Raw genomic sequence first — 20,140 nt, forward strand, 5'->3', positions numbered from 1 at the left:
CCCCATGGCCGAGCCACACGCCACCCCTACCTTGGTCCGCCAGTATTTGCTGGGCCTGCAGAGCCGCATCACGACGGCGATTGCCGATCTCGACGGCGGCCATTTTTTGGTTGACCCCTGGGAAAAAGCCGCCCACGAGCCGCTGCAGGGCAGTGGCATCACGCAGATTCTGGAAGGTGGCACGGTGTTCGAGCGCGCAGGCTGCGGTTTCTCACATGTAAGCGGCCCCAAGCTGCCGCCCAGTGCCACCCAGCACCGCCCGGAATTGGCTGGCGCGCCGTTTGAGGCCATGGGCGTGTCACTGGTGTTCCACCCGCGCAACCCCTGTGTGCCCACGGTGCATATGAATGTGCGCATGCTGGCCGCCAAAAACCCACAGGGACAGGAAGTCTGTTGGTTTGGTGGCGGCATGGATTTGACGCCGTACTACGGCTTTGACGAGGACGCGGTGCACTTTCACCAGACGTGCAAGGATGCGCTGGCGCCGTTTGGCGAGGATAAGTACCCGCGCTTCAAGAAGTGGTGTGATGAATACTTCTTTTTGAAGCACCGCAATGAGCCACGCGGTGTGGGGGGGGTGTTTTTTGACGATTTCTCCGAGCTGGGCCAGGACCGCAGCTTTGCCATGCTGCAGGCCGTGGGCGATGCCTTTCTGGCGGCTTACCTGCCCATAGTCCAGCGCCGCATGGGTATGGCTTACACCCAACGCGAACGTGATTTTCAGCTCTACCGCCGTGGTCGCTATGTGGAGTTCAACCTGGTGTGGGATCGGGGCACGCACTTTGGCCTGCAGTCGGGCGGGCGTACCGAATCCATCCTTCTGTCCATGCCGCCACTGGTGAGCTGGGCCTACCAGCAGCGGCCCGAAGCAGGCTCGCCCGAGGCGGCGCTGACCGAGCGGTTTTTGACCGCGCGGGACTGGGTGTGACGAGTCCGGTGCGTCGTATTGGCGTATTTGGAGGCGCCTTTGACCCGCCACATCTGGGGCACCACGCGCTGGCAGCTACCGCCATTGCCCAGCTGCAGCTGGATGCGTTGCACATCATTCCCACCGGCCACGCCTGGCACAAAAGCCGCACACTGAGCGACGCGCAGCACCGACTGGCGATGGCGCGCCTGGCCTTTGCCGACTTGCCGCAGGTAGTCGTGGATCGCCGCGAGATTGCCCGGCCCGGCCCCACCTACACCGTGGACACATTGCAGGAGCTGCAGCAGGAAAATCCCGCCGCCCAGCTCTACCTGCTGATTGGCGAAGACCAGGCCCGCGCGCTGCCCAGTTGGAGCCGTTGGGAGCAGTTGCCCGCACTTGCTATAATTTGTGTAGCTGCTCGCGCAGATTCAACGGGGGCCAAGGGCCAATTTGATGCCCTAAAGGCAACTTTGCCCGGCCTGACGGTTCTGAATATGCCCCCCGTGGCCACCAGTGCCACCGACATCCGACACCGCGCTGCCACGGGCCAAAGCATTGGCCCTCTGGTTTTTGAAACCGTTGCGCGTTATATTGACCAACACCATCTTTACCGACCTGCCTGATGACTACTTCCACCGTTGCCAAGAACACCCAAAAACTCCAGCGTGCCATCGTGGACGGCCTGGAAGACGTCAAGGCCCAAGACATTGTGGTGTTTGACACCGAGCACCTCTCCGCCCTGTTTGAACGCGTGATCATTGCCTCCGGCACCAGCAACCGCCAGACCAAGGCTTTGGCTGCCAGCGTGCGCGATGCCGTGCGTGAAGCCGGTTTCCCCAAACCCCGTGTTGAAGGGGAGGCCAATGGCGAATGGATCATCGTGGACTGTGCGCAGGTGGTGGTGCACATCATGCAACCCAACTTCCGCCAGTACTACCACCTGGAAGAATTGTGGGGCGAGAAGCCGGTTCGCCTGAAGTTGGGTGCGGCCAAGCCAGCCCAACCCGAGGCCGTCAAGGCGGCTGCCAAAGCACCCGCCAAGAAGGCGGCGGGCGAAGGCAGCATGCGCCGTTCCAGTGCCGCGAAGAAGGGGGTGGAAGAGGCTTTCCCATCCAAGGCCGCATTGAAGAAAGCTGCCGCCAAAGCGGCACCCGCCAAGAAGGCCCCCGCTAAAAAGGCTGCCCCAGCCAAGGCCGTAAAGACCGTAGTGGTGAAGCCCGATGTAAAGCCGGCTGCAAAAAAGGCTGCCACTAAATCGGCTGCGGCCAAAAAAGCCCCTGCCAAGAAAGCCGCCACCCGCAAAGCCTGAGGCCAGTCATGCGACTGGTCATCATCGCTGTGGGGCAGCGGGTGCCGGATTGGGCGCAAACCGCCTGGGACGACTACGCCAAGCGCTTCCCGCATGAGCTCAAGGTGGAGCTCAAAGCCATCAAAACTGAGCCACGGGGCTCCAAAACCGTTGAGCAGCTTTACGCCGCCGAGCGTAAGCGCATTGAGGAGGCGATTCCGAAAGGTGCGCGCGTCGTCGCGCTGGACGAGCGCGGCACTAGCCTGCGCACCACGGCGCTGGCCGAACGCCTGCAAGAGTGGCAGCTTGGCGGTACGGATGTCGTTCTGGTCATTGGTGGGCCTGATGGGCTGGCCCCAGACTTCCGCCAAGCCGCCCACGAACGCATTCGCCTCTCTGATTTGACCTTGCCCCACGCCATGGTGCGCGTGCTGCTGATTGAGCAGCTCTACCGTGCTTGGTCTATCAACGCCAACCATCCTTATCACCGCGAGTAATTATGTCCAGTGCCGAATTCATCTACCTGGCATCCCAAAGCCCGCGCCGCAGGGAGCTGCTGGCGCAGATAGGTGTGGCGCATGAGTTGCTTTTGCCAACGCCTGAGGAAGACGCTGAAAGCCTGGAGGCTGTGCTGGAGGGAGAGGCTCCTGACGCTTACGTGCGACGCGTAACTGCTCTCAAATTGAGAGCTGCTCGCGCACGTTTGGTGAGGGCTGGAGGTGAAAATCGCCCAATATTGTGCGCAGATACTACAGTGGCGATGGGTGGCACCATTTTGGGCAAACCGGACGATGCTGCTGATGCCACGCGCATTCTGCGCATGCTGTCCGGCCAGACGCACCGCGTGTACACCGCTATAGCCATTGGCTGGGGTGACAAGACCGCGCAGGCCCTCTGCGAATCGCTAGTCACCTTCGCAGATATGAGCGATGCCCAGATCGCCGACTATGTGGTCAGTGGCGAACCCATGGGCAAGGCTGGCGCCTATGGCGTGCAGGGCAGGGCGGCTGCTTTCATTGCACGGATCGAGGGGTCCTACTCTGGCATCATGGGCCTCCCTTTGTTTGAAACTGCGCAGGCCTTGCGCGAATTGGGCTTTGCATGCAACAAGACATCCTGATCAACTGGTCACCGCAGGAGACGCGAGTGGCCATTGTCGAACACGGTGCCGTGCAGGAGCTGCACGTAGAACGTACGCTGGAGCGCGGGCTGGTCGGCAATGTGTATTTGGGCAAGGTGGCCCGTGTACTGCCGGGCATGCAGTCGGCCTTCATCGACATTGGGCTGGAGCGCGCTGCCTTTCTGCATGTGGCCGATGTGTGGCACCCGCCGGCAGAGGGTGAGTCGTTAAGCGCTTCGCGTGCCTCGCAACCGCAGATTCCTATCGAGAAACAGGTGTTTGAGGGGCAGTCGTTGATGGTGCAGGTCATCAAAGACCCCATTGGTACCAAGGGCGCGCGACTGTCCACACAAATCAGTATTGCGGGGCGCCTGTTGGTCTTTTTGCCTCAGGATGACCATATCGGCGTGTCGCAAAAAATACCGACTACGCAGCGCGACGAGCTGCGCAGCCGTCTGCAGAAGCTGGCAGGCAAGGAGGGCGGGGGCTTCATCCTACGGACCAATGGTGAAGAAGCGTCCGATACAGAGTTGGGGGATGACATTGCCTACCTACGCAAGGCTTGGGCGCGCATCAAGGACGCTGCGCTGCGCCTGCCCGCGCAAAGCCTATTGCATCAGGATTTGAGCTTATTGCAGCGCGTGCTGCGGGACCTGGTGGGCGAAGGCACGCAGACTATCCGCGTGGATTCGCGCGAGCAGTTTGACCTACTCAAGGCCTTTGGATCGGAGTTCATGCCCGCCGCGGCCGAAAAATTGCAGCATTACAAGGGTGAGCGGCCCATCTTCGACCTTTATTCCATTGACGAAGAAATCGCCAAGGCGCTGGCGCGTCGTGTGGAGCTCAAGTCGGGCGGCTACCTCATCGTCGACCAGACCGAAGCGCTGACTACGGTGGACGTGAACACCGGCGGCTTTGTCGGTGCGCGCAATTTTGATGACACGATTTTCAAGACCAATCTGGAGGCCGCGCAGGCGATTGCGAGGCAGCTGCGTTTGCGCAATCTGGGTGGCATCATCATCGTAGACTTCATCGACATGGCGCGCGAAGATCACCGGGAAGCCGTGCTGGGTGAATTCCGAAAACAACTGGCGCGCGACCGTGTCAAGACCATGGCAGGCGGTTTCTCACAGCTGGGCTTGGTGGAGATGACGCGCAAGCGCACACGTGAGTCCTTGGCGCATATGTTGTGTGAACCGTGTCCGACCTGCGAAGGCAAGGGTATTGTGAAAACCCCGCGCAGTGTGGCTTATGACATCTTCCGCGAAATCCTGCGCGAGGCGCGCCAATTCAATCCGCGCGAGTTCCGCGTAGTGGCCTCGCCCAAGGTCATTGAGTTGTTTCTGGATGAGGAAAGCCAGCACCTAGCGGGGCTGTCGGAGTTCATCGGCAAGCCGGTCTCGCTGCAGAGTGAGGCGGCAATGGCCCAAGAACAATACGACATCGTGCTGCTGTGAGGGGAATGTGTGTCTGAGCGTTTGCGCATTGCCGTATTGAGCCGTAACTTTTCCACCACCGGCGGTGGAGCGGAGCGGTATTCCATCGCGCTGGTGGAGCAGCTTGCCGCGCGGCATGAGATTCATGTGTTTGCGCAGACTATTGCGCATGACTTTCCTCGGGTGACCTACCACCGCATCGCAATGCCGCTAGAGCGGCCGCGTTGGGTCAACCAGCTCTACTTTGCCTGGAAGACCTGGCGTGCTACCCGCGCGGGTTTTGACATCGTGCATTCGCACGAAAATACTTGGCATGGCAATGTGCAGACGGTGCATGTACTACCTGTCAGGCATACCCTGTTTGCTGGCAAGAGGGGCGTAGCGTTGGCGTTGCGTTGGTTTAAAGTGTTGACCAGCCCGCGCTTGTTGGCCTATTTGTGGCTGGAAAAGCGCCGCTATGCCTGGGGTTTGCGCAAACAGATTGTTGCGGCTTCGGAAACCTTGCGGGAGGTAGTGGCCAAGACCTTTCCGGGTAGCCAATCCATGCTGTCTGTGGTGGCGCCGGGTGTGGAGGCTGCACCAGGCAGGGTTACGTCTGTAGAGCAAGAGGCGGCCCGTCGCGGCTTGGGCCTGCCTCCGGGGTCTGGCCCGTGGTTGCTGTTTGTGGGCAACGATGTGGTGCGTAAGGGGCTGCCGGGCTTGCTAGAGGCCATGCGGCAGTTGCCGGAAACCATAGGCCTGCTGGTCGTGGGGCAGGGTGATGGGCATGCGGCTGCCATGGTCCAGGCGCAGGAGCAAGGTTTGGCGTCGCGTGTCAGGTTTTTGGGGGCGCTACGGGATATGGGGCCTGTCTACAGGGCTGCAGACGCCTTGGTGCACCCCACGTTGGAAGATGCCTATGGCATGGTGGTGCTGGAGGCGATGGCGCACGGATTGCCGGTGGTGGTAAGTCAGGCGCGCTACTGCGGTATCGCGCGGGAGCTGCGTGATGGGGTGGATGCCCTGCTGCTGCAGGATCCGCAAGATGCCTCTGCCTTGGCACTAGCGATAGAACGTGTACTGCCGGGGGGGGCGGAGGTCGACGCACTATCCCGGGCCGCCGCAGCTTTTGCAAACGAGCGATCCTGGGCGCGGGCTGCCGCGTCGTACGAGGGCCTGTATGCCTTTGCCGCACCGCGTTTCAAGCAGCGATGGCTCGTGCTTGCCCACGCATTCAATATGGATGGCCGGGCCGCCAGCCAAACGATCACTGACAAACTGCCGCATCTGAAGGCAGCAGGTATTGAGGTGGTGGTGTTGAGCGGCGTGTCGGGCGAGCGTGACCGCCACTATGAACATTACCAACTTTGGCCTACCGGGCCCGCCGGGATACGGTTTGAGCTGCGCCATGTGCTACGCAAGCGTCTGCGTGGCCCCAAGCTCTACCGTTTGGTGATGTTGTCGCTTTCCTTGCCCCTGCTGCCCTTTATGTTCATGGAGAAGCTGCTGCGGCCCGTGGAGAGCTCTTGGTCCTGGTGGCTGAGTGCCTACTGCAAGGGGCGGTCACTTGCCCGACAGCGCAAGTTCGACTTGATCTACTCTACTGGGGGCGCCCTTGCCGCACATGTGGCTGCGCAGGCTTTGAAGCAATCACTGGGTGTCCGATGGCTGGCTGAAGTTCATGACCCGCTGGTGATGCCGGGTAGCAAACCTAAGACTGCACAGGAGCGTATGCAAGCAGAGGTGGAAGGCCACATCTGCACCGATGCAGATGTGGCCATTTGGTTTACAGAACAAGCTTTGGCCAGTGCCGGGCGCCGCAACCCCCAACTGGGTGATCGAGGCAAGATGATGTTGCCAGGCATCGATGCGCCTTTCAGGGATTTGCCACCGTATCTACCGGGACCGAAGATGGTCATAGGGCACTTTGGCTCCCTGTCTGCCACACGCAACCTCGCCCCGATTATTTCAGCATTGGAAGTGTTGATGTCTCAACGCCCCGAATTGCATAGCATGCTGGAGCTTCAGCTCACTGGTGGTCCTCTGGATGCCGTCTCAGAGGCCGTCATCGCGCAGTCACCCATCCGGGATTTAGTGCGTCATATTGGACGTGTCGAGGCTGACCAACAGACCGGTAGATCCGGTCGTGAACAGATATTACGTCAGATGCGCCGTGCTGATGTCCTGCTGTTGCTACATGGTACTGAGCCCATTTGCGCAGAGTACATCCCGTCCAAGCTCTACGAATACTTGTGGATGCAACGGCCGATTCTGGCGACGGTAAATGGCAACGCGCAAATGACTCAGTTGTTGCGAGGGCTGGGACATATTGCTGTGGAAATGCGAACCGCGAATGCCCAAGAAGCACTGACTCTGGCCACTGCGCAGTTGGCTGCTGTTTGGGAGGGTAACGGGCTTGCGGACAATGGATTATTAAGTCCCTACACGACGCAAGCAGCGGTCAACCAGCTTTTGCGCGTACTGGATGCAAGAGTATGAGCCTCGTATACCGATCCGATATTGATGGTCTTAGAGCGGTTGCTATTCTGACTGTCGTTGCTTTCCATGCATTTCCCGAGGTTTTTCCAGGTGGGTTTATCGGCGTCGATGTTTTTTTCGTGATTTCGGGTTTTCTGATCACTAGCATCCTGCAGCATGAAATAAAGATTGGTCAATGGAGCCTCTCGTCTTTTTATGCTCGGCGCATTCTGCGTATTTTTCCGGCGTTGACTCTAGTGCTGCTTGCTTGCCTAGTCGCTGGCTGGCACATGTTGCTGGCGCAAGAGTACAAGGAGCTAGGTAAACACTTAAGCCTCGGTGCTGTCTTTCTCTCTAACATCGGTTTATGGTGGGAAGTGGGTTACTTTGATAAGGCTTCTGAAGTCAAGCCATTGTTGCATTTGTGGTCGCTTGCGATTGAGGAGCAGTTCTATATCGTCTGGCCTATTTTGTTGTGGCTGTTTTTGCGTAGTCGTGCCAGCGCTGGGCGCAGTGTTGCCGCACTGACCCTCGTTTCGCTATTGCTTTCGATCTGGTGGGTTTGGAGTGATCGAACGCAGGCCTTTTATTCGCCCGCTAGCCGGGCGTGGGAACTACTTGCTGGTGCTTGGCTTGCCTTGCAGCCCCAGCGTTTGCAATCCTTTCCGACTGTTGTGCGGGCCTTGGCCGTTGCTGTCTTGGCATGCTTGACGATGTTCTTGGACGCCGATGTGCCGTTTCCTGGTGTGGTGGCGCTGCTGCCCGTGTTGGCTGCGGTGATTCTGGTTGGCACGCCGGCAAGGTCCGACTTGACAGGGCGTTTCCTTGGCCTTCCGTGGATGGTGGCCTTGGGTAAGGTGAGCTACCCTTGGTATTTATGGCATTGGCCTTTACTGAGCTTTACTTACATTATCGAAAGTGGCCAAGCATCAGTGGGGCTGCGCTTAGGGCTTGTATTGGCAAGCCTGTTGCTTGCGACCTTGACTTACCGGTACTGGGAGTTACCCCTGCGGCAATTGCCAAGCCGACTGGTTGTCAGTTTGATGGTAGTGACTATAGCAATCTTAGGATTGCTGGGGAAGAATATTTATGACCGTCACGGTTTAGAGCGCATACGCCACAAGAACCTTATTCAACTTGATCAGGCTTCTAGCCAAGATTTCCTCGACTTCGAGAAGCAGGGGCTGATTACTGAGGCCAAATGTGAAAAACCCTTCAAGTTTCCAGAGCGGGACGTATGTCTGCAAGCCCATGTAGACAAGCCGGTAAGCGCAGTGGTGCTCGGCGATAGCCATGCGGTGCACGCGTTTTGGGGGCTAGCAGAAGCCCTTGATGCCCAAGGGCAGAACCTTGCTGTCCGTGGTAAGGGCGCTTGTGTTCCAGTTATGGCGCTCAAACCGGGTACAACGGCTTCAGACTGTGAGGGCCACATGGAGACGACGTTGCGAGATATAGCGGCGGATTCACAAATACGTACCGTGGCATTGGTGTTCAGAGGGCGCTACTTGACGGCTCAGTCTTCGCAGCAGGAGCGCAATGACTTTGAGAAAAAGCTGGATGCCACGCTGGCGCTACTGCAAGCAAGTGGCAAGCAGGTTTATTATTTTTTACCAGTAGTGGAACCGGGCTTTGACCCCCGTCTTTGCATGGGCGCGTTGCCACTTGGACGGAAGCCCCCGTATTCCTGTGTCATTGATAAAACTGCAGATGACGCTCAATCAGAAGCAGTGCGTTTGAGTGCTGCGCGCGTGCTCACACGATGGCCTCAGGTGCGTGTTGTGGACCCTAATACCCAGTTATGCAATGAAGGGCATTGCCCCATCATGAAGGATGGCCACAGTATTTTCAAGGACGAGAATCACCTGTCTCATGCTGGCTCCATGCGGCTGAGCGAGAGTTTGAACGGCGTCAATCGCTGAGATGAGCATGACTTTAAACCGATTTCAGAATTTTTATCTTGCGCTGCTGCTGGCCTTTGCTGGTGTGTTGTCCGTTTCGGGGACGATCGCCTTGCGAAACCTCCTGCATCTGGGCTTGTTGCTACTCCTGTTGGTGTACTTGGGCTTTATGTGGCGTACGGAGCGGGGGCGTGTGGTCGCACTGACCCGTACAGTGCCATTGCCAGTCTGGTGCTGGTGTGCCTATCTTCTGCTATTTCCTTTGTTTGCGCCCAATTCGGCCGGGGCATGGAGCAACTTAATTGGTAAAGGTATGTGGGGTGAGTCCCTGCTGACTTGGTTGCTTGCCGGTGGGGCATTTTTGATCTTGGGCAAGAAGCGCCTGACGCTCTGGTTGCTTGCATTAGTCAGTGCGGTACCCGTGTTCATCCACTTGTGTCTTACCTTGCTGGCTTGGGCCGGTGTCCTTCAACCCGCGTTTTATCAAGATCCTTCCCTGCTGGCAGCAGGCCAGTCATTGTGGGCAATACTGCAGGATGGGTCCCTGCCGCAGAAACCGTTTCAATCTTTTCCTCTGGGGTTTAGGGGAATAGAGCCCATGCATGGAAATTTGGGCTATCCTGCCTCACAAACCATGTGTGTTGGCTTGGCAGTGATGTTTTCCGCTTGGCAGCAAGGGAAACAACGCAGAGTGATCGAGGCGGGAACCTTAGTTGCACTTTGCTTTTTGAGCGTTGTGATTGCAGCATCACGTGCTGCTACTTACTTCAGCTTTCTTCTCTTAGCATGTGCCTGCTTGTTCTTTACGGTGACGGTGCCCGCAAAGCGCGTTTCTTTGAGTACGGGCGTGCGTCTATCTATTGTTGGCATCGTCGTGCTGTGTTTGGTGTTCTTTCAACAGGTCGTATCTCAAAACTCGTTTTGGTATTCTGTTGGGGCTAAAATGACAGTAGGGTTGTATGTCGAGAACCCGAGGGATTTGATATGTGACGGTTTCTCCTCAGCGACGACGGAATTTGTACGCCAGCGTCATCCTGGGAAGGACCAAGCTTATGTTGAGTCCTTGATTGATGGTCTTCGTGGCGATGGGGGGCGTGTTTTGCTGGCCCGTGTCGGGGCTGAGCTTAGTGCCAGCAATCCTTGGGGTTGGAATGGTGGGCGCGATGCATATCAGTACCGTATCGAGCAAATGTGTGGTCACGTGCCAGCCCTGTACTTTTCTCATGCTCACAGTGCTTGGATCAATCTAATACTGGCCGTGGGCTGGGTCGGAGCATTACTCTATGCTTGGGTGTTATTGCAATTCGCAAAGTCGGGCTGTAGTGCGCTGAAGCAGGAGCACAAATGGCCGGAGGGTATGGCGCTTTTACTACTGTCCATATTCTGGCTTTTGCGCGGCATGGTGGATGCGGTCTATCAGGAACACTACTTGGAAATGCAGGCTTTTTTCCTGCTCACCTTGTTCTTCCTTTTGCGCTCAGGCAAACCAGCGTTCGAATAGTGGATTGCCCCTGACCAACCTGTATCGACATCTTTCCTTGAATTGTCGGAGCGGAGTGTTTTTGTAATACGCTCCAGTTCCGCCACCAACGCCGCAGATAACCGGTGGGGGACTCATTAGGCAACCTTGTAGCCGCTCTTTTAGAAAGATGTCCCTGAAGCTTTCTTCCAATCCATAGCCATCCTGGACACGGATCGTCTCATGGGCGTGTAGAAAGTGGAGCCGGTAGGTCTGCACGTCCATCGCATAAAACCGTGTATCAATATAGGCAAGCGTTGTCTTCCTATGTGGTGAAAACACGTGGTCAAAAACTCCTTTTATGAGCAAGCGTCCGTTCCATGGCTGCATGCAATCTCGGAAGTTTTCCACCCATAGCTTGGAGGTGCATTTGGCAAAGCTGCCGGCGCTCTGGATCAGCGTGGAGTGTTCGATGGCATGGCGCACGATCTCGCCTTCGCCATAGCCGCGGCCCTGCTGCTGGACGCGTTGCACATCGTTCTGGAAATTCAGGCACTCCACCGGGCCACTGCCGGGCAGGGCGGCCACATGGGGCTGGAAATCAAAGCCTGAACCATCGCATAGTACCAGCGGGTTGTGTGGCGCGATGCGCCTCCAGGCCTGGATGGACTCCAGCGCCAGCCGTTCGCGCTCGCCAGGGTCCTGCAAACGCACGCCTTTGTCATGGGCGATTACGCTGGAGGTCAGCAGGATCGGGATGTGGGTGTGGCTCATATGCGCCCCAGCTTGCGGCGCAGTCGCCGGCCCAGGCGCGAGAGCAGGCTGCCGCCCTCCATAGGCCAGTCCAGTTCGCGCTCCCAGGCCGATTGGTAGATCACGCCACAATACAGCGGAGCCAGCTGGGCTTGGGTGATGCCCCGGCGCGTTTCCTGGTCGAGCTGCCAGGCGTAGTGGTAGACCTTGAACAGCGCCTGGCAGGGGTGCAGGGGGATTGCTTGATAAGCTAGCAGCGCCTCGCCATACCAGCGCGACTCGATGGGCGCCTCGGTAATCGCATCGGCAAAGCTCATGCCGCGTGGCTGCAGATAGCGTTGGTCCAATGATTCCCAGACGGTACGGTGCCAGACTAGGGGGAAGGGGCCGAAGCTGTAGCGCCGTCCCTGGCGGCCAAACTTCTGCTGTACCTGGGCGGCCTCGCGAATAAAGGCGTCCAGGATGCGGCCGCGCCCATGCTGCAGTGCGCCTTCGAGCAGGTCGTGGGCTTCGTCTAGTACGGTGTAGGGGTAGCCGTCGGGCGCCAGAAAATCCTGGGCATCAAAGGGGCGGATGAAGACCGCGTCCGAGTCCAGGCAGACATAGGTCTGCGACAGCCCCAGGCGCCAGAACTCCGATTTCACGACCTGCTGGGCCACGGCGCCATGCATGCGCGCGACCTGTGCAGCGTCTATGCGCGGCGAGGCTTGCAGAATGCTCTCATCGCTGAGCAGTTGTGCCGGGGTGCCGCTCAGGTGCTCGCGGAACAGCGCCAGGTCGGTCTCGGGTACGGAGATGTAGACGGGGATGTGACTGGTATTGAAGCGTGCAATCGACGCCATGAGGCGCACCACACGGCGCAGATCGATGCTGTAGCTTTTGCAATACAGGGCCAGCGGGCTCATGCGCGCTTGTCCTCGTAGGCCGTGGCCACCTTCATGAAAAACTGCAGGGGATGAGTGGCGCGTGCCACCATGATGCGGTTCAGCGCATAGGGGTTGTCGCCGGCCTGCACCCGGCCACGGCGCGTGCTGGTGGCCGTGACATAGCCGGCCGCGCGCACCATTTCCTCGTGCTGGGTCTGGAACCAGCCATAGGGGTAGCAGAAGTGCCGCACTTCGGCGCCCAGCAGCTGTTCAAGTTCCGTCTTGGATTGAACAATCTGTTGCCGCGCTTCCTCGTTGGGCAGTTCCTTGAGATTGGCGTGGGTCTGGGTGTGCGAGCCCACATCCATGCCAGCAGCATGCCAGGTCCGCCAGTCCTGCTGCGTCATCAGAGGTTTTTGCGCTACCTTGCCGGCATCCCAGGCATTGGTACCGCCCACCATGCTGCTCACGCCGTAGCAGGTGGCAGTGAAGCCATTAGCCTGCAGGGCGGGCAGGGCTTGGATCAGGTTGTTCTGGTAGCCATCATCGAACGTGATACCTACTACTCTGCCTTGCTGTTCTCCCCGCAGATAGGGTTCCAGGTCGCGCATGGACAGGCCTCGGTAGCCCATAAGACGCAGCATGCGCATCTGCCAAGCAAAGGAGGAGGGGGCCACGATGAGGCCGCGCAACGCTGTGCCGCGCTGGGGAGGCTCGTCGATCTGGTGGTACATCAGTATCGGAATCTTCATGTCTGCAACCTCTGCAGGTTGGCGTAGTAGCCGTTGTGCTGGAGCAGGCTGGTGTGGTCACCAGATTCGACGATGCGCCCCTGGTCCAAGACCACGATAAGGTCGGCGCGTTCTATCGTGCTCAAGCGGTGGGCGATGACCAGGGTGGTGCGGTTGTGCATCAGCGTAGCCAGGGCATCCTGCACCACACGCTCGGACTCGGTGTCCAGTGCCGAGGTCGCTTCGTCCAGAATAAGAATGGGCGCATCCTTGAGCAAGGCGCGTGCAATTGCAATGCGCTGGCGCTGGCCGCCAGAGAGGGTAGCGCCATTTTCGCCGGCCAACGTATCCAGACCCTGCGGCAGCTGCGCAATGAACTCCCAGGCATGGGCGGCGATGGCCGCCTCTTTGATTCTGGTCTCGTCGGCACCTTGCGACTCGCCAAAGGCAATATTTGCCCGAATGCTGTCATTGAGTAGTACGATGTCTTGGCTCACCAAGGCGATCTGTTCACGCAAACTGGTCAACGCCAGCGACTGGATGTCGATGCCGTCTATCGTGATGCGGCCGGTGTCAGGTGCATAGAAGCGCGGAATCAGCGCTGCCAGCGTGCTTTTGCCGCCACCCGAGGCACCCACCAGCGCCACAGTCTGCCCGGGTTGTATCTGCAGGTCGACATGGTTCAGCGCCAGTCCATCCTTGCCTGGGTAGCGGAACGAGATGGCCTCGAATCGGATCGCGCCACGGCAGGCGGCCAACCTCGCCCGCCCGGCATCGGCCTCCACGGGTGCGTCCAGTACGCCAAAAACACTCTCGCAGGCGGCTAGGCCACGCTGCAGGATGGGGCTGATGGTGGTGAGCTGCTTGATCGGCGAGATCAGCAGCAACATGGCGGTGATGAAGGAGACAAAGCCACCGGCTGTATCGCCAGCCTGGCCCATGGAGCGGCTCAGCGCCATATAGATGATGAAGGCGATCGCCATCGAGGCCGTCATGTGTGTGATGGGCGTCAGTGCTGAGGCCGGTACCGCTTCTTTCATCATGCTGCGCCGGAAGCTCTCGGTTACAGCGTGAAAACGTGCTTTCTGCTGCGCTTGGCCGCCATAGATCTTGATCACCTTGTTGGCCGCCGTGGTCTCTTCCACGGTATGTGCCACAGCACGCAGCGACTCCAGGCTGGCCTTGCTGGCCTTGCGTATGCGTTTGCCAAAGCTCTGGATCAGCGCCGCAATCACCGGACCCACGGTCAGCGTGATCAGCGTCAGCTTCCAGTCCAGATAGAGCAAATAGGACAGCAGCGCTATCGCGGTCAGCGACTCGCGTACTGCGGTGACCAGCACATTGGTGGCGGCCTGGTTGATGTTGTCCACGTCGTATAGCAGGCGCGCAATCCATTGCGAGGCGGGCTGGGTGTGGAAGACCTGGGTAGGCGCACCCACCAGCTTGTCAAACATCGCACGCCGCAGGTCCACCACCAGGCGCGTGGAGACCCATGTCATGAGGTAGTTGGTGACAAAGGACAGCACACCGCGCGCCAGAAACAGCAGTACGATGCTGGTGGGGATCAGCCAGACCATGCGCGCCTCGGTGGCGCGAAAGCCGCTGTCGAGCAGGTGCTTCATTATGGCCGGAAATACCGGCTCGGTCGCTGCCGTGCAGATCATGCAGAGCACAGCGATGGAAAAGGCCTTCCAGTAGGGGCGCAGAAAGCCCAGCAGCCGAAGGTAGAGCGTGCGGTCCCCTTTAGTCATGCCGGAACATCGTGGGCTGGGCCGGGGAGCGCCACGCCTCCCCCTTCTGAAGCTCCAGCGCCTTCACATAGCGGTAGAAGGTGCCCTCGAAGTTGCCCACGGCAATCACAAAACCGGCCCAGCCGTCGAGGAAGCCGAGCTTGAAGAGGTAGTGCTTCCAGAAGGCCCATTTGGCGTGCAGGAGGGCCGAGAGCATGGTGATGCGCTTATGCTTGATCTTTTCCGCGCCCAGGGAGGAATAGCGGTTCGCCTTGTGCATCACCTCGGCCATGTTCTTGAAGGGGAACTGCCAGATCGCCTGTTGCATATGGCCAAGTGCCTTGTCCGAGGTGAGGATATAGCCCTCGTGCACCGGCTTTTGATCGTAATGCATGGCACCCTTGCGGAACAGCTGGGGTTGGCGGTAATTGGGGTACCAACCCGAGTGCTTGATCCAGCGGCCCATAAAGAAGTTGCGCCTTGGCGTTTGGTAGGCGTCCAGCGCTTCCGGATTTTGTGTCAGCGCACGGATCTCGGCCGCGGCCTCGGGCGTGCAGCGCTCATCGGCGTCCAGGCTGAAAATCCATTCGTGGGTGCAGGCCGCAATGGCTCGGTTGCGCAGATCACCAAAACCCTGAAATTTCACCTGAACCACCCGGGCACCGAGACTCGTAGCGAGTTCGGCGGTGCCATCCGTGCTCCAAGAGTCTACGACGATGATTTCATCGGCCCATCGCACACTGTCGATTGCGGCCCGCACTTTCTCTGCTTCGTTGAAAGCGATGATGTAAACGGAAATCAGTGGCATGCGGTGATAACATTCATTCGTGTTGTGAACTTTCTCTGCAGCGCTTGCTCTACTGCAAGCCAAAGTGTTGTCGACACCCCGCGCGAGCGGTCTAGTCTATTCCAAAATGTCTTCTTCCGATCCGATATCGGTGGTAATCACCACCTATAACCGCAGCGATGCGCTGGCCATAGTGTTGGAAGGGCTGAGTCATCAGACAGATGTGAATTTTGAGGTCATTGTTGCGGACGACGGATCGACCCAGTTCCACCAGGATCAGATAGCAAAAGCCTGCGAGTCCCAGCGATTCCCGGTGCGCCATGTTTGGCATCCCGATGTCGGCTTTACTGCGTCCCAGGTCAGAAATTTGGGAGTTGCGGTCGCCGAGTGCCCGTATCTGGTGTTGTTAGATGGTGATTGTGTCCCTGAGGTGGATTTCATCGCACGCCATCGGGCGCTAATGCAGGCTGGATGTTTTGTAAACGGAAGTCGGGTTTTGCTGAGCGAGCGATTGACTCAGCGCTTATTGGTTCACGCAGAAACGTTGCATTTTCAGTCTTTGGTTTATTGGTTTGGCAAGCGATTGTCGGGCGATGCAAGCAAGCTAACGGGCTTGCTGCGATTACCCGACTTTGCTTATCGACTGCAGGCCAATTTTGTGTGGAAAGGGATACGCAGTTGCAATATGGCGCTATGGAAATCTGACTATTTGCAGGTCAATGGCTTTGATGAGACCTTTGTGGGGTGGGGTCATGAGGATGCAGATTTTGTGCTGCGCCTGCACAACGCTGGCTTGATTCGTAAGAATGGATTTTGTGCCACAGAGGTATATCACCTGTGGCATCCAGAAGCCAGCCGAACAGAAGAGGGCGTGAATGCCGCGAAGGTTCGCCAGCGCCAGGCCTCTGGCCAAGTGCGGTCTACCATTGGTTACCAAGAAAGCAAAGGCGCCGCCGACGTGGTGGTGCGCAGTTGGGGATAATTGAAAGATGATGAAAAAAATTATGCTGGCAGTCATCACCTGTGTCGTGAGTCTGCAGGCGAGCGCACAGTTTCGGGTAGAGGTCTCGGGCGTTGGTTTGACCCAGATCCCGGTCGCCATTCCTAGCTTCAAGGGAGAAGATGCTTCCCCTCAAAAGCTGTCGGCCATCGTGATGGCTGATCTGGAACGCAGTGGCCAGTTCCGTGGCACGGAGAGTGTCTCTGGTCTGTGGGATGAAGGCTCCCGTCCGGAGATGTCGGCTTGGCGCCAAAAGGGGGCGGATGCTTTTGTGACGGGCAGCGTGACGCGATTAGCGGATGGCCGTTTCGATGTGCGCTTTCGCTTGTGGGATGCAGTGCGCGCTCAAGATCTGGGTGCCCAAAGTCATGCAGTTGTTGCGGGGGACCTGCGGCTCGCAGCCCACAGGATCTCGGATTTTGTCTACGAAAAACTAACTGGGGACAAAGGTGTATTTTCCACACGTTTGGCGTATGTGACCAAGGCTGGCAGCAGCTACAACCTCTGGGTTGCAGATGCAGATGGTGAGAACGCACAAAGCGCCCTTAACAGCCCAGAGCCTGTGATTTCGCCCTCTTGGGCTCCGAACGGCAACCAACTCGCCTACGTGTCGTTTGAATCGCGTAAACCAGTGGTTTATGTGCACGATGTTTCCACTGGCCGACGCCGCTTGGTTGCTAACTTCAAAGGCTCCAACAGTGCGCCAGCTTGGTCTCCCGATGGTCGAACGCTTGCACTCACCTTGAGTCGTGATGGTGGTTCGCAGCTCTATCTGATGGATGCCAATGGCGGCGAGCCTCGTAGGCTTGCGCAATCCAGCGCCATAGACACAGAGCCAGCCTTTACAGCGGACGGGAAAACCATTTACTTTGTCAGTGACCGGGGAGGATCTCCGCAAATCTATAAAATGCCGGTCAGTGGTGGAAACCCGGAGCGCGTGACCTTTACCGGCACCTACAACATATCGCCCGCAGTGAGTCCCGACGGTAAATGGTTGGCCTATATCTCCAGGGTGAGTGGGGCGTTTAAGCTCCACGTGATGGATATTGCATCCGGTGCGGTGAGTGCAATCACAGATACCACTGCAGATGAAAATCCCAGTTTTTCTCCCAATGGCAAGTTGGTTATTTATGCCACCTTGCAACAGGGGCGAGAGGCGCTGATGACCAGCACTTTGGACGGGAAAATCAAGGCACGCTTGGCGGGCCAAAATGGTGATATTCGGGAACCGGACTGGGGCCCTTACCAAAAGTAATTTCAAATTTAACAAGGAGTTTTTAATGAAGCGTATCGTTTTGTCCATGGCCGTTGCATTGGTTCTTACCGCATGCGGCTCGTCTGTCAAGCTCGACAAGGTTCCAGTGGAAGACAAGTCTGGCGCTACTGTGAGCACCACCACAGATGCTGGGAAAATCGACGGAAGCGGTGTCGCGAAGAGCGACGTAGCTTCGGTGGATTTGGAGAAGGCCAAGCTGGATGCCTTGATGAAGTCCACGACCCGTACGGTGTATTTTGATTACGACAGTTTCGTGATTCGTCCCGAGTTTCAGTCCGTCATCGAAGCACACGCTAAGTTTCTGAAATCAGACAAGGCTCGCAAGGTGACTTTGGAAGGCCATACTGACGAGCGCGGCGGCCGTGAGTACAACTTGGCCTTGGGTCAGAAGCGTTCTGAAGCGGTGCGCAAGGCGCTGGTGCTGCAAGGCGTGGCCGATAGCCAATTGGAGGCTGTGAGCTTTGGCAAGGAAAAGCCTGCGGTCTTGGGCAATTCGGAAGCTGCGATGGAAAAGAATCGCCGCACCGAAATCAGCTACCGCTAAACCATGCGCTTACTGCGTTTAGGTTCAGTTGGTGGGCGCTGGGTTATTGCGTTCGCCTTGACTGCGTGTGCTGGTTTTGCGTACGCGGGTTTGTTTGACGACGAAGAGGCCCGCCGCGCGATCCTGGACTTGCGGCAGCGTATTGATGTGCTCAGGCAAGAGTCTGAGCAAAAACTGGCCGCGGAAACCAAGCGATCCTCTGAGGAAACTGCTCAGTTGCGTCGTGCCATGCTCGATTTGCAGAATCAACTGGAGGCCATGCGTTCGGAGATGGCCAAATTGCGCGGACAAAGCGAGCAGTTGGCGCGCGACGTTGCTGACATTCAGCGTCTGCAAAAAGATGCGGGGCAATCGCTGGAAGAGCGCCTCCGCAAGTTAGAACCTGTCCGTGTAAGTGTGGATGGTCGAGAGTTCTCAGCCGAACCTGCCGAGAAGCGCGATTTCGAAGCCGCGTTGGCAGTGTTTCGCAGGGGTGATTTCACTGCCGCTCAGACCGCATTTGTAGATTTCTTGAACCGCTACAGCGCCAGCGGATATCGATCGTCGGCCTTGTTTTGGCTTGGCAACGCACAGTATGCGACCAAGGACTACAAAGACGCGCAAGCCAATTTTCGTTTGCTGGTACAGCAAAGCCCAGACCATATGCGTGTCCCCGAGGCACTTTTGGCGATTGCCAACTGCCAGCTCGAAGGTAAAGATGTGAAGGGGGCGCGCAAGACCTTGGAAGAGGTGTTGGCCAAGCACGCGGGGACTGAGGCCGCCGCTGCAGCCAAAGAGCGTCTGGCTCGTCTCAAGTAAATCGATGTGGTAGCGGTTTGCCGATGATCGATAGCGAGGTGTCTGCCGATCTGGCACGCCGCTTTTCCGGCCTGGACCGCTTGTTGGGCGTGACTCCCGCAGAACGGGTGCGTCACGCCCACGTCATGGTGGTCGGTATTGGCGGAGTCGGTTCTTGGGCTGCCGAGGCATTGGCCCGCAGCGGTGTGGGGCGCTTGACCCTGGTTGATATGGACCATGTCTCCGAATCCAACATCAATCGCCAACTCCACGCCTTGTCTTCGACACTGGGAATGGCCAAGATAGAGGCCATGCGGCAGCGTATTTCCCTCATTAACCCGGCGTGTGAAGTCCGTTGTCTTGACGTTTTTGCTGATGCAGACAATTGGGCTTCTCTCGTCGCGGATGGCGTGGATGCCGTATTGGATGCTTGCGATCAAGTACGCACCAAAGCGGTGATGGCTGCTTGGGCGGTCCAATCCCGCACTCTGTTCGTGACCGTTGGGGCTGCAGGTGGCAAGCGCCTCGCGCATGCGGTTGACATTGCAGACTTGAGCGAGACGACGCATGACCCTCTGCTAGCACAGGTTCGCTATCGTCTGCGCAAGGAGTACGGGGCCCCCAAGAATGGCAAAAAAATACATGTCGCTTGTGTTTTCAGTAAGGAGGCCGTCGCTGCTCCCGATGCATCGTGCGCAGTAGTGTCCGATGGATCACTCAACTGCCATGGGTATGGCTCTTTGGTGACAGTGACCGCCACCTTTGGTATGTGTGCCGCTGGCTGGATCATTGACAAAATATCGCAGCAACGGCCAAAGAAAGAAAAAAACACGCTATAATTTGAGGCTTCGCGGGATCAAGTGACTTAAGTTGTTTGCCCCGTAGGGACCATAGCTCAGTTGGTAGAGCAGCGGACTTTTAATCCGTTTGTCGTGGGTTCGACCCCCGCTGGTCCCACCAAGTTTATTGACGATTTAAGGGAATTTAGCTCAGCTGGTAGAGCAGCGGACTCTTAATCCGTAGGTCGAGAGTTCGAATCTCTCAGTTCCCACCACTCTATGTGGAATCAGAAAGCCCCCTGTTGCAAAACAGGGGGCTTTTTTCTTGC

The 20,140-nt window shown here is 57.8% G+C and carries 19 protein-coding genes and 2 tRNA genes; 16 read left to right on the plus strand and 5 right to left on the minus strand.

The genetic code is table 11. The annotated features are described in order from the left end of the window. Nucleotides 1-4: 4 nt before the first annotated feature. From hemF to CHU94_RS13660, 9 genes are read left to right on the plus strand one after another with little or no spacing between them, the layout of a single operon-like run. A complete protein-coding gene (gene hemF, locus CHU94_RS13620; protein ID WP_094481104.1) occupies nucleotides 5-928 on the plus strand; it encodes an oxygen-dependent coproporphyrinogen oxidase in 924 nt (307 codons plus the stop codon). Then, entirely contained in the window at nucleotides 925-1,533 is a 609-nt protein-coding gene (gene nadD, locus CHU94_RS13625; RefSeq protein WP_255033951.1) for a nicotinate (nicotinamide) nucleotide adenylyltransferase, read from the plus strand. Before hemF ends, nadD begins: the two co-directional genes overlap by 4 nt. Beyond that, entirely contained in the window at nucleotides 1,533-2,219 is a 687-nt protein-coding gene (gene rsfS / locus CHU94_RS13630) for a ribosome silencing factor (protein WP_094480704.1), read from the plus strand. The genes nadD and rsfS overlap by 1 nt, the downstream gene beginning before the upstream one ends. Before the next feature lie 8 nt (nucleotides 2,220-2,227). Continuing rightward, nucleotides 2,228-2,695 (plus strand): 23S rRNA (pseudouridine(1915)-N(3))-methyltransferase RlmH, encoded by a 468-nt coding sequence (gene rlmH, locus CHU94_RS13635; protein WP_094480706.1) that lies wholly within the window; start codon nucleotides 2,228-2,230, stop codon nucleotides 2,693-2,695. 2 nt (nucleotides 2,696-2,697) lie between these two features. Further along, the gene (locus tag CHU94_RS13640) at nucleotides 2,698-3,318 is read left to right on the plus strand and encodes a nucleoside triphosphate pyrophosphatase (RefSeq protein WP_094480708.1); all 621 of its coding nucleotides are present in this window, start codon (nucleotides 2,698-2,700) and stop codon (nucleotides 3,316-3,318) included. After that, the gene (gene rng, locus CHU94_RS13645) at nucleotides 3,300-4,775 is read left to right on the plus strand and encodes a ribonuclease G (protein ID WP_094480710.1); all 1,476 of its coding nucleotides are present in this window, start codon (nucleotides 3,300-3,302) and stop codon (nucleotides 4,773-4,775) included. Before CHU94_RS13640 ends, rng begins: the two co-directional genes overlap by 19 nt. Nucleotides 4,776-4,784: 9 nt before the next feature. After that, nucleotides 4,785-7,232: a glycosyltransferase gene (locus tag CHU94_RS13650; protein ID WP_094480712.1), complete on the plus strand. Its 2,448-nt coding sequence runs from the start codon at nucleotides 4,785-4,787 to the stop codon at nucleotides 7,230-7,232. Then, the gene (locus tag CHU94_RS13655; RefSeq protein WP_094480714.1) at nucleotides 7,229-9,130 is read left to right on the plus strand and encodes an acyltransferase family protein; all 1,902 of its coding nucleotides are present in this window, start codon (nucleotides 7,229-7,231) and stop codon (nucleotides 9,128-9,130) included. The genes CHU94_RS13650 and CHU94_RS13655 overlap by 4 nt, the downstream gene beginning before the upstream one ends. Nucleotides 9,131-9,137: 7 nt before the next feature. Further along, nucleotides 9,138-10,610 (plus strand): O-antigen ligase family protein, encoded by a 1,473-nt coding sequence (locus CHU94_RS13660; RefSeq protein WP_141211462.1) that lies wholly within the window; start codon nucleotides 9,138-9,140, stop codon nucleotides 10,608-10,610. Here CHU94_RS13660 and CHU94_RS13665 read toward each other — a convergent pair. The 5 genes from CHU94_RS13665 to CHU94_RS13685 are packed head-to-tail and all read right to left on the minus strand — an operon-like array spanning nucleotide 10,587 to nucleotide 15,456. After that, nucleotides 10,587-11,342: a hypothetical protein gene (locus CHU94_RS13665; protein WP_094480718.1), complete on the minus strand. Its 756-nt coding sequence runs from the start codon at nucleotides 11,340-11,342 to the stop codon at nucleotides 10,587-10,589. The genes CHU94_RS13660 and CHU94_RS13665 overlap by 24 nt on opposite strands. After that, nucleotides 11,339-12,226, minus strand: a complete 888-nt coding sequence (locus CHU94_RS13670) for a DUF6492 family protein (protein WP_094480720.1) — start codon at nucleotides 12,224-12,226, stop codon at nucleotides 11,339-11,341. The genes CHU94_RS13665 and CHU94_RS13670 overlap by 4 nt, the downstream gene beginning before the upstream one ends. Beyond that, the gene (locus CHU94_RS13675; protein WP_094480722.1) at nucleotides 12,223-12,939 is read right to left on the minus strand and encodes a polysaccharide deacetylase family protein; all 717 of its coding nucleotides are present in this window, start codon (nucleotides 12,937-12,939) and stop codon (nucleotides 12,223-12,225) included. Before CHU94_RS13675 ends, CHU94_RS13670 begins: the two co-directional genes overlap by 4 nt. Continuing rightward, on the minus strand, nucleotides 12,936-14,669 hold the full coding sequence (gene msbA, locus CHU94_RS13680) for a lipid A export permease/ATP-binding protein MsbA (RefSeq protein WP_094480724.1): 1,734 nt from the start codon (nucleotides 14,667-14,669) through the stop codon (nucleotides 12,936-12,938). The genes CHU94_RS13675 and msbA overlap by 4 nt, the downstream gene beginning before the upstream one ends. Further along, nucleotides 14,662-15,456, minus strand: coding sequence for a glycosyltransferase family 2 protein (locus CHU94_RS13685; protein ID WP_094480726.1), 795 nt, complete (start codon nucleotides 15,454-15,456; stop codon nucleotides 14,662-14,664). Before CHU94_RS13685 ends, msbA begins: the two co-directional genes overlap by 8 nt. Nucleotides 15,457-15,562: 106 nt before the next feature. On the opposite strand from CHU94_RS13685, the gene CHU94_RS13690 reads away from it, so the two are divergent. From CHU94_RS13690 to CHU94_RS13720, 7 genes are all read left to right on the plus strand, one after another. After that, a complete protein-coding gene (locus CHU94_RS13690) occupies nucleotides 15,563-16,417 on the plus strand; it encodes a glycosyltransferase family 2 protein (RefSeq protein ID WP_094480728.1) in 855 nt (284 codons plus the stop codon). A 7-nt stretch (nucleotides 16,418-16,424) separates the two neighbouring features. After that, nucleotides 16,425-17,690 carry a Tol-Pal system beta propeller repeat protein TolB gene (gene tolB, locus CHU94_RS13695; RefSeq protein ID WP_094480730.1) on the plus strand — a complete coding sequence of 422 codons (1,266 nt, stop codon included), beginning with the start codon at nucleotides 16,425-16,427 and terminating at the stop codon, nucleotides 17,688-17,690. A 25-nt stretch (nucleotides 17,691-17,715) separates the two neighbouring features. Beyond that, the gene (gene pal / locus CHU94_RS13700) at nucleotides 17,716-18,255 is read left to right on the plus strand and encodes a peptidoglycan-associated lipoprotein Pal (protein WP_094480732.1); all 540 of its coding nucleotides are present in this window, start codon (nucleotides 17,716-17,718) and stop codon (nucleotides 18,253-18,255) included. Between the two features lie 3 nt (nucleotides 18,256-18,258). Next, nucleotides 18,259-19,053 (plus strand): tol-pal system protein YbgF, encoded by a 795-nt coding sequence (gene ybgF / locus CHU94_RS13705; protein ID WP_094480734.1) that lies wholly within the window; start codon nucleotides 18,259-18,261, stop codon nucleotides 19,051-19,053. 23 nt (nucleotides 19,054-19,076) lie between these two features. Then, nucleotides 19,077-19,871: a ThiF family adenylyltransferase gene (locus CHU94_RS13710; RefSeq protein ID WP_094480736.1), complete on the plus strand. Its 795-nt coding sequence runs from the start codon at nucleotides 19,077-19,079 to the stop codon at nucleotides 19,869-19,871. Between the two features lie 45 nt (nucleotides 19,872-19,916). Then, nucleotides 19,917-19,992: transfer RNA gene (locus CHU94_RS13715), tRNA-Lys, on the plus strand. A gap of 18 nt (nucleotides 19,993-20,010) precedes the next feature. Then, nucleotides 20,011-20,086 (plus strand) — tRNA-Lys (locus CHU94_RS13720). Nucleotides 20,087-20,140: the final 54 nt, after the last annotated feature.

The sequence above is a fragment of the Rhodoferax sp. TH121 genome (assembly GCF_002251855.1).
Taxonomy (GTDB): Bacteria; Pseudomonadota; Gammaproteobacteria; order Burkholderiales; family Burkholderiaceae_C; genus Allorhodoferax.